The 14,030-nt window shown below is 58.1% G+C and carries 13 protein-coding genes; 6 read left to right on the top strand and 7 right to left on the bottom strand.

Annotated elements, in window-relative coordinates; translation table 11 throughout:
- Window positions 1–5: 5 nt before the first annotated feature.
- Entirely contained in the window at window positions 6–1,322 is a 1,317-nt protein-coding gene (locus ACM6JQ_RS22410) for a nucleotide sugar dehydrogenase (protein WP_008087506.1), read from the bottom strand.
- An 810-nt stretch (window positions 1,323–2,132) separates the two neighbouring features.
- On the bottom strand, window positions 2,133–2,912 hold the full coding sequence (yaaA, locus tag ACM6JQ_RS22405; protein WP_414894688.1) for a peroxide stress protein YaaA: 780 nt from the start codon (window positions 2,910–2,912) through the stop codon (window positions 2,133–2,135).
- Window positions 2,913–3,254: 342 nt separating this feature from the next.
- Here yaaA and ACM6JQ_RS22400 point away from each other — a divergent pair, with 342 nt between their 5' ends.
- The 6 genes from ACM6JQ_RS22400 (at window position 3,255) to ACM6JQ_RS22375 (ending at window position 8,538) form a co-directional block, all read left to right on the top strand.
- Window positions 3,255–4,379, top strand: a complete 1,125-nt coding sequence (locus ACM6JQ_RS22400; protein WP_414894687.1) for a polysaccharide deacetylase family protein — start codon at window positions 3,255–3,257, stop codon at window positions 4,377–4,379.
- Window positions 4,380–4,716: 337 nt separating this feature from the next.
- The gene (locus ACM6JQ_RS22395; protein ID WP_007914309.1) at window positions 4,717–6,111 is read left to right on the top strand and encodes a PhoH family protein; all 1,395 of its coding nucleotides are present in this window, start codon (window positions 4,717–4,719) and stop codon (window positions 6,109–6,111) included.
- A 228-nt stretch (window positions 6,112–6,339) separates the two neighbouring features.
- Complete coding sequence (gene moaC, locus ACM6JQ_RS22390) at window positions 6,340–6,813, top strand: cyclic pyranopterin monophosphate synthase MoaC (RefSeq protein WP_007914310.1); 474 nt, start codon at window positions 6,340–6,342, stop codon at window positions 6,811–6,813.
- Entirely contained in the window at window positions 6,810–7,064 is a 255-nt protein-coding gene (locus ACM6JQ_RS22385) for a MoaD/ThiS family protein (protein ID WP_414894686.1), read from the top strand. Before moaC ends, ACM6JQ_RS22385 begins: the two co-directional genes overlap by 4 nt.
- 3 nt (window positions 7,065–7,067) lie before the next feature.
- Window positions 7,068–7,520, top strand: coding sequence for a molybdopterin synthase catalytic subunit MoaE (gene moaE, locus ACM6JQ_RS22380; protein ID WP_007914312.1), 453 nt, complete (start codon window positions 7,068–7,070; stop codon window positions 7,518–7,520).
- Between the two features lie 241 nt (window positions 7,521–7,761).
- Window positions 7,762–8,538, top strand: coding sequence for an ABC transporter substrate-binding protein (locus ACM6JQ_RS22375; protein WP_414894685.1), 777 nt, complete (start codon window positions 7,762–7,764; stop codon window positions 8,536–8,538).
- A 107-nt stretch (window positions 8,539–8,645) separates the two neighbouring features.
- On the opposite strand, the gene ACM6JQ_RS22370 is transcribed toward ACM6JQ_RS22375, so the two are convergent.
- The 5 genes from ACM6JQ_RS22370 to ACM6JQ_RS22350 form a co-directional block, all read right to left on the bottom strand.
- The gene (locus ACM6JQ_RS22370) at window positions 8,646–9,272 is read right to left on the bottom strand and encodes a transcriptional regulator (protein WP_007914317.1); all 627 of its coding nucleotides are present in this window, start codon (window positions 9,270–9,272) and stop codon (window positions 8,646–8,648) included.
- A 93-nt stretch (window positions 9,273–9,365) separates the two neighbouring features.
- On the bottom strand, window positions 9,366–10,493 hold the full coding sequence (locus ACM6JQ_RS22365) for an NAD(P)/FAD-dependent oxidoreductase (protein ID WP_414894684.1): 1,128 nt from the start codon (window positions 10,491–10,493) through the stop codon (window positions 9,366–9,368).
- A 160-nt stretch (window positions 10,494–10,653) separates the two neighbouring features.
- Window positions 10,654–11,598 (bottom strand): ornithine cyclodeaminase family protein, encoded by a 945-nt coding sequence (locus tag ACM6JQ_RS22360; protein ID WP_414894683.1) that lies wholly within the window; start codon window positions 11,596–11,598, stop codon window positions 10,654–10,656.
- A gap of 136 nt (window positions 11,599–11,734) precedes the next feature.
- Window positions 11,735–13,213, bottom strand: a complete 1,479-nt coding sequence (gene rhlB, locus ACM6JQ_RS22355) for an ATP-dependent RNA helicase RhlB (RefSeq protein ID WP_007914326.1) — start codon at window positions 13,211–13,213, stop codon at window positions 11,735–11,737.
- 96 nt (window positions 13,214–13,309) lie between these two features.
- On the bottom strand, window positions 13,310–13,966 hold the full coding sequence (locus ACM6JQ_RS22350) for an alpha/beta hydrolase (RefSeq protein ID WP_007914327.1): 657 nt from the start codon (window positions 13,964–13,966) through the stop codon (window positions 13,310–13,312).
- Window positions 13,967–14,030 lie beyond the last annotated feature (64 nt).

Genomic DNA, 14,030 nt, shown 5'->3' with positions numbered 1-14,030 from the left:
CTGCTTTACCAGCAGATACCTTCGGTGCGAGTACCGGCGTCAGTGGCTTTGGCCATGAAGCCGACCAGGTCGATGACCTGTTTGCCATGCGGCGCTTGTTGCGCCAGCGCACGGAATTTCTCGTCACGGTTACCAAGGATGATCACGTCGGAGTTGTCGATCACCGAATCGAAGTCCGCGTTGAGCAGGGACGACACGTGCGGGATTTTCGACTCGATGTAATCTTTGTTCGCGCCATGAACACGGGCGTACTCGACGTTGCTGTCGTAGATGCTCAGGTCGTAACCCTTGCCGATCAGCATCTCGGCCAGTTCCACCAGCGGGCTTTCGCGCAGATCGTCAGTGCCGGCCTTGAAGCTCAAGCCAAGCAGGGCGACTTTGCGTTTGTCGTGGCTTTCAACGATGTCGAAGGCGTTCTGCACTTGCGATTCGTTGCTGCGCATCAGCGAGTTGAGCAGCGGCGCTTCGACGTCCAGGGAACCGGCGCGGTAGGTCAGGGCGCGCACGTCTTTTGGCAGGCACGAACCGCCGAAGGCGAAGCCTGGGCGCATGTAGTACTGGGACAGGTTGAGGGTCTTGTCCTGGCAGACCACTTCCATCACTTCACGGCCATCGACGCCGACCGCTTTGGCGATGTTGCCGATCTCGTTGGCGAAGGTCACTTTGGTTGCGTGCCAGACGTTGCAGGTGTACTTGATCATCTCGGCGACGGCGATGTCCTTGCGGATGATCGGTGCGTCGAGTTCTTCGTACAGCGATTGCAGAACGTCGCCCGAGGCCTTGTCGAACTCGCCGATGACGGTCATCGGTGGCAGGTCGTAGTCGGCGATCGCGGTGGATTCACGCAGGAACTCAGGGTTCACCGCAACGCCGAAGTCGACGCCGGCTTTCTTGCCCGAGCAGTCTTCGAGAATCGGGATCACCACGTTGGCAACAGTGCCCGGCAGTACGGTGCTGCGCACGACGATGGTGTGGCGAGTGGTTTTTTCACGCAGGACAAAACCGATCTCGCGGCATACCGCTTCGATGTAGTTCAGTTCGAGGTCGCCGTTCTTCTTGCTCGGCGTACCGACGCAGATCATCGACAGGTCGGTGTCGCGAATCGCCTCGGCGAAGTTGGTCGTGCCACGCAGACGACCGGTCTGGATACCCTGTTGCAGAAGTTCGCCCAGGCCCGGTTCAACAATCGGCGATTTGCCGGCGTTGATCATGTCGATCTTGTCTTTGGCAACATCGACGCCAACTACGTCATGGCCCCGTGCAGACAGGCAACCGGCACATACTGCGCCAACGTAACCCAAACCAAATATGCTGATGCGCATCGCAATTACCTCTGTATATATCAGGCCTTAGAGGGCCGGAGTTAATGGTGTTCAGCGTTCATTAGTGCACTCGAAAGTGCGGCATACAGGCGCCACAATGCCGTGTGCAGGCATACTAAGTTTCGAGTGTCTAAATAAGTGCACTCAAGATGTGCGTAACCAGGCCTTGTTGTTATGACGTGCCCTGTTATGCATCCGATCTTCTTTGGAGAAGACTCTTGTGCAATCGTCTTGCGCGCTCGATGTCGGGATTAAAGTCCCGTAAATCAAGCGGTTGGGTGCTCAGGCGAGCACGTTTATAAGGGCGCGGCCATGGCCTTTGTAGGGGATATTAATGGTGCGTATCTCCTGTCCATCGTCTGTTTTGAGACTAGTTAGTCATCTAGGCAAGTTGCTGTGACAACTTGGTTACATGGCCATCTGCTCCGCGTAAGTTATCTCGTACAAACTCGGCGAGAATCGTTACCGGTGGTATGAGCTATGCATTCGGACGAAGTTCCTGTCCGCTCATCGCGAAATCTGAAATTTCTTGAAATATTGTCAGAGATGGCACTAGTCTCAATTTGATAGCACTTTCGTTTTCGACCTTTAATAACAGGCGAAAAATCACGTTAGATAGTTTTGTGCCACCACAGTGAAAAAATTTAGGTGCCACTACTGAAAAAAATGATCAGTGTCGAGTGAAACTAATCTTAGAAAAGACAGGGAGGTTTTTCTGGCGCCAGTAAAATGGCGAAATGTAGCGAGGGTTTTTTGACATCGTGCGAGCTGCACGACTCTTGATATTAAGAGTCGTGCATTAGGCATGCTTTATTCGGGGGCGTGGTCGCGCAAAAACACCAGATTGTCCGGTTTCGACTGCTCGGCGCTGTAGCGATAACCCTGTACATCGAACTGCTTGAGCAGGGCCGGATCGTTGATCTTTTCCTGAATCACGAAACGGCTCATCAGGCCCCGCGCTTTCTTCGCGTAGAAGCTGATGATCTTGTACTGGCCGTTCTTCTGGTCCTTGAACTCGGTGTTGATGATCCGCGCGTTCAGGGCCGTGCGTTTGACCGCCGAGAAGTACTCGTTGGACGCCAGGTTGAGCAGCACATCGTCGCCCTGATCGACCAGCGCTTCGTTCAGCCATTCGCTGATGCGCGTGCCCCAGAAAGCGTACAAGTCCTTGCCCCGGGCGTTGGCCAGTTTGGTGCCCATTTCCAGGCGATACGGTTGCATCAGGTCGAGCGGGCGCAGCAAGCCATAGAGGCCGGAGAGCATGCGCAGGTGTTTTTGCGCGTAATCGAAATTGGCTTCACTGAAGGATTGCGCGTCGAGACCGGTGTAGACGTCACCCTTGAACGCGAGCAGCGCCTGCTTGGCGTTTTCCGGAGTGAACGCGGGTGTCCAGCTGCCGAAACGCGCGGCATTGAGCCCGCCGATCTTGTCGGACACATGCATCAGCTCGCTGATTTGTGCAGGCGTCAGGTCGCGCAGTTGCTGGATCAGTTCCTGCGAGTGGTCAAGGTATTGCGGCTGGGTAAAGCGCTGGGTCGCCGGCGGTGTTTCGTAATCGAGGGTCTTGGCGGGGGAAATCACCATCAGCATGAAGTCGTCTCCTTTAATCGTGGGGGCGATTCTAGGGGGTTGTCCGAGTTGACTCCAGCTATGGGGGCAATAGGTGTGGGGAAGCTTGGGCATTTGCGACGGCTGGTGGATGTTTCCCTCACCCCAGCCCTCTCCCAGAGGGAGAGGGAGCCGATCTCACTGATTTCAAAATTTGAATGCGACTCGGTAGTTCCGATTGGCGGATATCGAAAGCGATACTCGGTCAGCTGCCTCTCCCCCCGGGCGGTCCGACGTTTCGGGAGGGCTGGGGTGAGGGCGGCGTCCTTCAGCCTTGCACATCAGCTATAGTGCCGCGCGGGTTTTGTTATGGAGACATCCCTTTTGCGCATTGTTCTTTTATTCACCGCGTGGCTGTTGAGCGTCGGTGCCGTCGCGGCGCCGGGCGATGTGGCGACGCTGGATCGCAGTACCTGGCCAGAGCAGCTCAGCAACCCGACGCTGTTTGACGTGGCCTCACGGGCGGAAATCCTCATGTTCGCCCGTGGCCTGCTGGGCACTGAGTCGATGGACGAGGCTGCTCTGGGTCCGCGTCTGGGCTTGCGCACGGTCAACATCGATGCGGTCAATATTCTGCGTCAACGCCTCTGGCAGCGTCTGCTGGCCAACTACAACTACGCCCAGCAAAGCTGTGATCAGGACGCCTCGTTCTGTTTCCTTGTCGAAGACCTGCCGACGCTGCGCGAGCAAGCCGCCAAGTTCGTGGTCAGCGACGACAGTTATTACACCAAGTGGGCCGAACCGAGCCGGATCTTCCATGTGCAATATCTCGACGAGTTGCTGCGCAAGGCCGCTCTGTCCCCACAGACCAGCAACGAATTCGATCGTTTCGGTGACTACGAGCGCAACGGCGACGAGATGCACGACCGCCTGTTTCTGCTGACGTTCGACAGCGCCGCCAACCTGCAACCGGACAACACCGGTTGGCTCACCGAATACCTGCGCAAGGCAAACCTGAGCGGCACATTCTTTGTCTTGGGCAAGGATATTCAGGCGCGGCTGGCTGATCGCTCGGTCAGCAGCCTGCAAGCAGAGTTCTCGAAACAGTGCGTCGGCGTTCAAGGTTGGGAGTTCCGCTCCCACAGCCACTGGCAGGACTGGCAGGATTCGGTGCGGCGCAGCGCTGATCTGGTGAAGAACAAGTTGCCGGAAAACTACGTGCCGCTGTTCCGTCCGCCGGAAGGGCAGCGCCGCAGCGATGCGCAAGGTTTCTTCAACACCCAGGGCCTGCAAGTGGCGCTGTGGGACATCGATGCCCAGGACGGCGCGGGCAAACTCAAGGGCGCGCCGAGTGCGCAGCGGGTGCTGACCCTGATGCTGTTGTGGCGCCACGGGGTGATCAATTTCAACATGAAACAAGACGCGGTGAAGACCTCGTTGCCGTGGTTGATCACGCAAACCGCGCAAAGCGGCATCGGTTGGGAGGACTGTCAGGACGCGTTTCGCTGAGAAACGGCAAAAGCCCGGAAACATTGGGCTTGGGGCGATTTTTTACGGAATTTCGGTGCAGGCGGACTTCCGACTTTAGCGGGCTATGGACAGTCCGCCAAGGGCTTTTCGTCACTCTGCAAAATAAACTTAAAAAAACCGTCAAAGTACTTTTTTATGTCATCGGTTTTGGAGTATTACGAAGACAGACCGCCGAAACCTGCAACACAGGTGGCGTCTTCCAAGACCCGTTTGTTTGCAGTCACTTGAATCTCCGCAGGTGAGATTTCGGCAGTCACTTCGAGGCGCAGCACCGCTCAGGTATTGCGTCTACTGGCTCTGACAAAGGTGACCGAGTATGGATGATCACGGACGTAGCCCTTCCTCCAACCAGCCAATCCTTTATGTACTCGATACCAACGTATTGATTCACGATCCAAACGCCCTGCTGAATTTCGAAGAACACCACGTCGCGATCCCGATGACCGTGCTTGAAGAGCTGGACAAGCTCAAGAGCGGGCATCACAGCGTGGCTGCTGAATGCCGTCAGGCCATCCGGCTGATCGACAAGACCCTGGGCGATGCGTCCCCGGAAGACGTCGAACTGGGTGTGCCGATCCAGCGCGGCAAGGGCGGACCGAAGGGCTTGCTGTCAATTCTGATGAGTAAGCAGGCCGAATCGAACCTGATTCTGCCCGAGCATCTGAACGACAACAAAATCATCAACCAACTGATCGACCTGCACACCCGCGACCCGAAAAAACCGGTGGTGCTGGTCACCAAAGACATCAACATGCGCCTCAAGGCGCGCGCCTGTGGCATCGATGCCGAGGATTACAGCACCGACCAACTGGTCGATGATGTGTCCCTGCTGCCCAACGGCTACCACAACATGACCGGCTCCTTCTGGGACCGCGTGAGCAAGGTCGACACCCGTCAGGACCACGGCCGCACCTGGCATCAAGTGCAACTGATCGACAACCTGCCGGCAGTGCACATCAACGAGTTCATCATTGACGAACAGGGCTTTGTCGGCTGGATCAAGGAGATCGATGAGGCCAAGCTGCTGATCCTCGACCTGCATCAGGAACCGCTGCTGCATCAAGAGGCCTGGGGGCTCAAGCCTCGCGACATTTATCAGAGTCTGGCGCTGTACGCGTTGCTGGATCCGGACATTCATCTGGTCAATCTATCGGGGGCCGCAGGCTCCGGTAAAACCATTCTGGCGCTGGCCGCGGCGATCGAGCAGACCATGGTCAGCAAGCGTTATCGCCGCATCATTGCCACCCGCAGCGTGCAGGGTCTGGACCAGGAAATCGGCTTCCTGCCCGGCACCGAAGCGGAAAAAATGGAGCCTTGGCTGGGCGCCATCACCGACAACCTCGAAGCCTTGCACATGGATGACGAAAACACCCATGGCAGCGTCGATTACATCCTCAGCAAAGTGCCGTTGCAGTTCAAATCGCTCAACTACATTCGCGGTCGCAGCTTCCAGCAGAGCCTGATCCTGATCGACGAATGCCAGAACCTCACGCCGCACCAGATGAAAACCATCATCACCCGTGCCGGCGCCGGTTCCAAAGTGGTGTGCCTGGGCAACCTCGCACAGATCGACACCCCTTACCTGTCCGCGACCAGCTCCGGGCTGACCTACCTGACTGAACGCTTCAAGGATTTCCCCAACGGTGTGCACATCACCCTGCAAGGGGTGCCTCGCTCGATTCTGGCTGAATACGCCGAATCGCATTTGTAACCCTTCACCCAAAACCGGGCGGCCCCAAAAGCCGTCCGGTTTTTTATGCCCCTGCACAAATCCCAATGTAGGAGCTGCCGAAGGCTGCGATCTTTTGATCTTGTTTTTAAAAATCAAAGTCAAAAGATCGCAGCCTTCGGCAGCTCCTACACGATGAACACCATATTCGTGCGTGCGGAAATTTGACCCGCAGGTTTACAATCGTCGCTCCTGATCAGGAGTAATCCCGTGCTGACTCATCTCGATTCCCAAGGTCGCGCCAACATGGTCGACGTCACCGAAAAAGCCGTGACGTTCCGTGAAGCGACGGCCCAAGCGCTGGTGCGCATGCTCCCCGCAACGCTGCAGATGATCGTCAGCGGCGGCCATCCCAAGGGCGACGTGTTCGCCGTGGCGCGCATTGCCGGCATTCAAGCGGCGAAGAAAACCAGCGATCTGATTCCCCTCTGCCATCCACTGATGCTCACCGGCGTCAAAGTCGAACTCAGTGCCGACGGCGAAGACACCGTGCGCATCGTCGCCCGTTGCAAACTGTCCGGGCAAACCGGCGTCGAAATGGAAGCGCTGACCGCTGCCAGCGTCGCCGCGCTGACCATCTACGACATGTGCAAAGCCGTCGATCGCGGCATGACCATTGAAAGCGTGCGTCTGTTAGAGAAGGTCGGTGGCAAGAGCGGGCACTTTCAGGCGGAGCAGCCATGAACCTGACCGTGAAGTTTTTTGCCCGTTACCGTGAAGCGCTGGGCGTGGATTCGGTGAAGGTTGAAGGTGATTTCGCTACCGTCGATGACGTGCGAGCACATGTTCTTCAAATGCAGGCGCAACGTGATGGCGCTGAGGTGCTGAGCGAACAAAACCTGATGTGTGCACGCAACGAAGACCTCTGCCAACTTGACGAGCCAGTGATCGATGGCGACGAAGTTGCGTTTTTCCCTACCGTGACCGGAGGCTGAACCATGGCGATTCGCGTGCAGGCCACGCCGTTCGATCCGGGCGCTGAAGTCAACGCGATGCACGCGGCCAATGTCGGCGTCGGCGCAGTGGTGAGTTTTGTCGGCTATGTGCGCGACTTCAACGATGGCCTGGATGTGGCGGGAATGTTCCTCGAGCACTATCCGGGCATGACCGAAAAAGCCCTCGGCAAGATCGCCAGCGAAGCCGAGCAGCGCTGGCCGCTGTTGAAGCTGGAAGTGCTGCATCGCATCGGTGCACTGGAACCGGGCGAACCGATCGTGTTTGTCGGCGCTGCCAGTGCCCATCGCCAGGCCGCCTTCGATGCTTGTGCCTTCGTCATGGACTACCTGAAAACCCGCGCACCGTTCTGGAAGAAGGAAAACACCAGCGACGGGCCGCGATGGGTTGAAGGGCGGGACAGTGATCATGCAGCGGCGGATCGCTGGAAAAAGTAAGTCTTGTAGCGCCTTCAAATAAGCTATCGCGAGCAGGCTCACTCCTACAGTTGGAATGCGTTCCCCCTGTAGGAGTGAGCCTGCTCGCGATGACGTCATCTGCAACACCAAAAACCTCTGTCTTTGCCTGATTGACTGCCTATACATATAAGTCCAATATGGATTTATAAGTACAAAAAAGTGTCTCCCTCCGTTTCAGCTCTTTCTTGCCAAACCAACAACAACCCGCGAGAGAACGAACATGAAGAAACTCCCCCTCATCACCGGTCTGGCCTTCAGCCTGTTGGCCTCCGCCAGCGTGTTCGCCGCTGAGCAAACCCTGCGCATCGGTATCGAAGCCGCTTACCCGCCATTCGCCTCGAAAACCGATAAAGGTGAAATAGTCGGTTTCGACTACGACATCGGCAACGCTCTTTGCGCGCAGATGAAGGTCAAGTGCGTGTGGGTCGAAGGTGAGTTTGACGGCCTGATTCCTTCGCTGAAAGTGAAGAAAATCGACATGGCGCTGTCATCGATGACGATCAACGAAGACCGCAAGAAGTCGGTGGATTTCACTCACAAGTATTACTTCACTTCGTCACGCCTGGTGATGAAGGAAGGCGCCACCGTCGACGATCAATACGCCAGCCTCAAGGGCAAGAATGTCGGCGTGCAGCGTGCGACCACCACCGATCGTTATGCCTCCGAGGTGTTCGAACCGAAGGGCATCAACGTCAAGCGCTACAGCAACAACGAAGAGATTTACATGGATCTGGCGGCGGGGCGGCTGGATGCGATTTTTGCTGACACCATTCCACTCAATGACTTCCTGTCGATGCCGCGTGGCAAGGGTTATGCGTTTGTCGGGCCTGAGTTGAAGGATCCGAAGTACGTCGGTGAGGGGGCGGGGATTGCGGTGCGCAAGGGCAATGCTGAACTGGTCAGCCAGTTGAATGGTGCGATTGATGGCATTCGCGCGAGTGGCGAGTACCAGAAAATTTCCGAGAAGTACTTCAAGTCCGACATCTACGGCGACTGATAGTCCGCTATCGCTGGCAAGCCAGCTCCCACAAGGATTTGCGGCGTACACAAAACCTGTGGGAGCTGGCTTGCCAGCGATGGCGTCAGAGAAATCACCGCAAATCTCTAGCCTTTCAATTCTTTCAAATGCTTGTACACCGTCGCCCGCCCCATGTTCAGCACATTGGCCACATAGTTCGAGGCACTCTTGCCCTTGAACGCTCCCTCGGCGTGTAGCGCCAGCACCAGTTCACGTTTGTGATCGCGAGTCAGCACATTCAGGCTCAGTTGCCGCTCGCGCAGCCAGGCGTGGAGGAAGGTGTTGATGCGCTCCTGCCAGTCATCGCGAAACAGTGAATCCGGTTGCGGGATCAGTTTGCTCGGTGAGAGGAACAGGTCCAGCGCTGCCTTGGCATTCTCGAACAGCGAAATATTCAGATTGATGCACAGCACCGCCAGCGGCAGGCCTTCGCTGTCGCGCAGGACGCTGCTCAGGCTACGGATCTTCTGGCCATCCCAATTGAGCTTTTCGTACGGGCCGATATTGCGGTCGCTGACATCCTCGCTGAGCATGTCTTCCAGTGACGAGTCGTCGCCGATCTCGCGTTTGGACAGGTTGTTGGCGATGTAGTCGACCTTCTGCGTGCGCAGGTCGTGCAGCACCACTTCGGCGTGCGGAAAGAACAGCGTGGCGATGGCATCGGCGATGGCGCGGAAGTTATCCAGCGCCGGGTCGAATTCAGGGGCGGTCATGACAGTGGAGCTCCAGGCAGCGTCAACGCCCCCGTGATCAGGAGGCGGTGCGAGTGTGCCGCAATCCGTTGGGCGCGTCATCCGGGTGGACGATCAGGCGAGGCGGGCAGGGGAGAGCATGGCGCTGCTCAGGCCGAACTGCAGCAAGTGCTCGGGCAGCGGCTGACCACGCACCAACGCCGCGCTGGCCTGGCCCATCGCCGGCGAAGTCTGGATGCCGTAGCCACCTTGCGCGGCGACCCAGAACAAACCTGGCACCTGCGGATCGAAACCGCTGAGCAGATCACCGTCGGCAACGAAACTGCGCAGCCCGGCCCAGGTGCGGGTCGGGCGGCGGATGGTCAGCGTCGTGGCTTCTTCGATCTGGTAGATGCCCATGGCGATGTCCAGTTCTTCCGGCTGCACATCGTGAGGTTCGACCGGGTCGGCGTTGGCCGGCGAGCCGAGGAACATGCCGGCGTCAGGCTTCATATAGAAGGATTCGTCGAGGCTGACCAGCATCGGCCAGTGATGAATATCGACGCCTTCGGGGCCGGCGAAAATAAACGCGGCGCGGCGTTTCGGTTGCAGGCCCAGCGGCTTGGCACCGGCCAAAACGCCGATTTTGTCGGCCCAGGCGCCAGCGGCGTTGATGATCATCGGTGCGCTGAAAGTCTGGCCGTTGGTTTGCACGTGCCAGTGGCCTTCGGCATCGCGGCTCAGGCCGAGCACTTCGCAATCGGTATGCACTTCGCCGTTGTTGCGGCGGATTCCGCGCAGGTAACCCTGATGCAAGGCGTCGGTGTCGATGTCGCTGGCGCTCGGATCGTAGATCGCGCCGTGGACTTTTTCCCGACGCAGGATCGGTAGCCGCGCGCAGGCTTCGTCGGCGCTGAGCAGTTGCATCTCCGGCACCGTGGCTTTGGCGCTGAGGTATTGGTTATTGAGTTCGGCGGCGTCACCGCTGAAGTCGACGGTCATTTCGCCGCGCGGGGTCAGCAATGGGTGTTCGCAGAAACCGCTTGGCGGATTGTCGAAGAACGCCCGGCTGGCCTGCGTCAGTGCACGCACTTGCGGTGTGCCGTACGCGGCAGTGAACAGCGCGGCGGAGCGCCCGGTGGAGTGATAGGCCGGGTGGGATTCGCGTTCGAGCACGATCACTTTGCCGTGCGGCGACAGCCAGAAACCGGTGGAAGCGCCGGCAATCCCGCCGCCGATGATGATGAAATCTGCCTGGCTCATGAAAAACTCCAAAACTATCGGGGTTCTCTGGGGATCTGTCATTGGCAACTCCCCAATCGGAATGCGATCCCTGTAGGAACTGCCGAAGGCTGCGATCTTTTGATCTGGTTTTTTAAGATCAAGATCAAAAGATCGCAGCCTTCGGCAGCTCCTACAGTGGTCAGTTGTTCAGGTGGTAAATCGCATTGGCCAGAGCAATGTCTTCCAGGCCCAAGCCGATTGAGCGGAAAAACACGTGGCGGTCGTAATCCGGGCGCTGCACTTTTTCGCTGAGCAGATCGGCGAGGTCGCCGACAATCGAATCCTTGCTCCAGCCATGCTGTTCACTGGCAATCAACATCTCGCCCGCCGAACCCGGCGTGGTCAGACGATAGTCGCAGAACACCTGCATGTCGTTGAGGCTCTGCGGTGGAACTTCGTGGGCGCGTGGGGCGTTGGTGCTGATCGAAGTGATCAGTGCCGGCTTGCTCAATGCAGCAGGATCGATCACCGGTCCGGCAGACGAGGTGCAGAGCATGATCACATCGGCCTCGGCAAGGGCGGCTTCGCGGTTGTCGGCAATGTTCAGATCGGCAACGATGGCTTTCAACCGTGCCTGAGTATCAGCGTCTTCGAGCAGGGAAGGTGAATACACGCTGATGCTCTGCCAGTCACGCAGCGACTTCACATAGTGCAGATGCGCCTGCGCAACCTTGCCACTGCCGATGATTGCCAGTCGTGTGGCATTCAGCGGTGCGAGGGCGTCGACTGCCACTGCGGTAGTCGCTGCAGTGCGCGCGGTGGTCAGTTCACCGGCATCACACAACAGCAACGGCTGCCCGGTTTTCATCGACATCAACAATGTCCACGCGGTTACCAGCGCACCTTGCTCGCGAACGATGTACGGCGAGGTCTTCACGCCGTAAACCCCGTCATCGGCCAACACGCCCAGATAGTTGATGAAGTCGCCGGCACCCTGCGGGAACTCAACCAGTTGCTGCGCCGGTTGCACGGCGTGTCCGGCAGCGAGATCGCGGAACAGCTTGCGCAGGATCTGCGGCACATCAATGCGCGCCAGCAGCTCGCGGGCCTGATGTTGGTCGATCACGTAGGGCGTACTGGACATATCAGGCTCCGGAGTCTGGATATAAACTAATTTGTCTATTATGGACTTTTAGTTATATCTCGCAAGCGCCTGATGAAATGCCGGACGAAAAAAAAGCGCAGTCCGTTGCCGGCTGCGCTTTTCTTTTAAACGTTGCTTACTGCGGACGCTTGCGCTCGACCGCGCGCAACAGATGCGTCGGTGGCGTTTCGCAACTGATCTTGCGACCGAGCTTCTCTTCGATGGACGGCAACTGATAGGAGTCGTCTTCACCGGCGAAGCTGATCGACACGCCATCGGCGCCAGCACGACCGGTCCGGCCAATGCGGTGCACGTAGTCGTCCGGGACTTCCGGCAGGGTGAAGTTGATCACGTGGCTGATGCCGTCGATGTGAATGCCACGACCGGCCACATCGGTGGCGACAAGCACGCGAATCTTGCCTTCGCGGAAACCTTCGAGGGTCTTGATGCGTTTGTGTTGCGGCACATCGCCGGACAACTGCGCAGCATTCACACCGTCGCGCACCAGACGCTCTTCGATACGGCGCACTTCGTCCTTGCGGTTGGCGAAGACCATCACCCGCTCCCAGCCATTATCGTTGACCAGGTTGTAGAGCAATTTGTACTTGTCGGCACCGGCCACGGCGTAGATGTGTTGCTCGACGTTTTCGCTGGCGACGTTGGTGACTTCGATTTCGACGATGGACGGATCGGTCGTCCATTGCTTGGCCAGGTTCATCACGTCTTCGGTGAAGGTCGCGGAGAACAGCAGGGTCTGGCGCTCGGACTTCGGCGGGGTCTGGCGAATGATCTGGCGTACTTGCGGGATGAAACCCATGTCGAGCATGCGGTCGGCTTCGTCCAGCACCATCACTTCGACCATGTCCAGGTGCACGTCGCCGCGCTGGTTGAAGTCGAGCAGGCGGCCGGGGGTCGCCACGAGAATGTCGCAGTGACGCGCTTCGAGGTGCTTGAGCTGTTTGTCGAAGTCCATGCCGCCAACGAACGTCATGACGTTGAGACCGGTGTACTTGGTCAGGTCAGCGGCATCCTTGGCGATCTGCACCACCAGCTCGCGGGTCGGCGCGATGATCAGCGCACGGGGTTCGCCCATGTAGCGTTCTTTCGGCGGCGGCGTTTGCAGCAGTTGGGTGATGATCGAGATCAGGAACGCGGCGGTCTTGCCGGTACCGGTCTGCGCGCGACCAATGGCGTCTTTGCCGGCGAGGGTGAAACCCAGCACTTGCGCCTGGATCGGCGTGCAGTACGGGAAGCCCAGATCCTGAATGGCATGCATCAGTTCTGGTGAAAGATTGAAATCGTGGAAGCGGGTTTTGCCTTCCTGTGGCTCGACAACGAAATCTTCGAGTTTCCACGGAATGACCGGGGCCTTGGGCTTTGGTTCGCGACGCGCTCTGGCCGGTTTCGGCTCTTCACTGCGCGCAGGCTCGGCGGCGATTGGCGCGGCCGGAGCGGGTTTCGGGTCTTGCTTCGGTGCTGCTACGGCAGCGGGGCGGTCGGCCTGGGGCGCATCGTTGCGATGACCGGGGGCGTGCGACGGCGCACTGGGAACTGGCGCGAGCTGCTCAGCCTCGCTTTTACCGAACATTTTCTTGAGTGCTTCGAGCACGGTCATCTCATCAATTGGTTAAGGAATGTACGCCGGCCAGTGTAATGCAAGAAACGGGCGCGGCGTAGTAGGAGGGATCAAAGGGTGGTTTAATCTCGGCGCTTAGCGCAGGCGCTCACTCAACCAGACACCAATGTCGCGAATTTCCTCGGGTAACACTTCGTGCTCCATTGGGTATTCCTGCCATGTCACGGTGACACCATGCTTCACCAAATGCTCGTAGGCGCTGCGTCCCATCGAGTTCTGTACCACGCCGTCGAACTGACCGTGCAGGCATATCGCGGGAATCCGCTGCTGACTGGCTGAAAGCTGCATGTCATCGCTGAACGTCGGTGCATAGGTCGACAGAGCAAGTACGCCACCGAGTGCGCCTTGCCATTTCACAAAAGCGGTGTGCAAAACGACAGCGCCGCCCTGGGAAAAACCGGCAAGGAAAATCCGCGAGGCGTCTATTCCGCTGGCGCGCTGGTTTTCGATCAATTCGATGATGCGATCCGCCGACGCTTCCAGCTCATCACGGTCGATCGCTCGCGCCGGGCTCATGGCTTTAATGTCGTACCAGCTGGGCATGGCATATCCGCCATTTATGGTCACTGGACGCGTCGGCGCCTGCGGTAGCACGAAGCGTGTGCTCAGCAGGCTTTCCTGCAACGCTTCCGCTACCGGCAAGAAGTCGTAGCGGTCGGCGCCGAGGCCGTGCAGCCAGATCACGCAGGCGTCTGCGGGCTTAACAGGCTGAAGAATCAAGGGCTCGGTCATGTCTGCTCCAAATATGTGCGGGCGCTCTCAATAAGTGCGTGATTCGAGTGCGCGCCCGGTTGAT

It is taken from the genome of Pseudomonas sp. IT-232MI5, from assembly GCF_949767845.1.
Classification (GTDB): Bacteria; Pseudomonadota; Gammaproteobacteria; order Pseudomonadales; family Pseudomonadaceae; genus Aquipseudomonas.
Note: the sequence above shows the minus strand (reverse complement) of the source record. Positions and strands in the feature narration are given on the sequence as shown.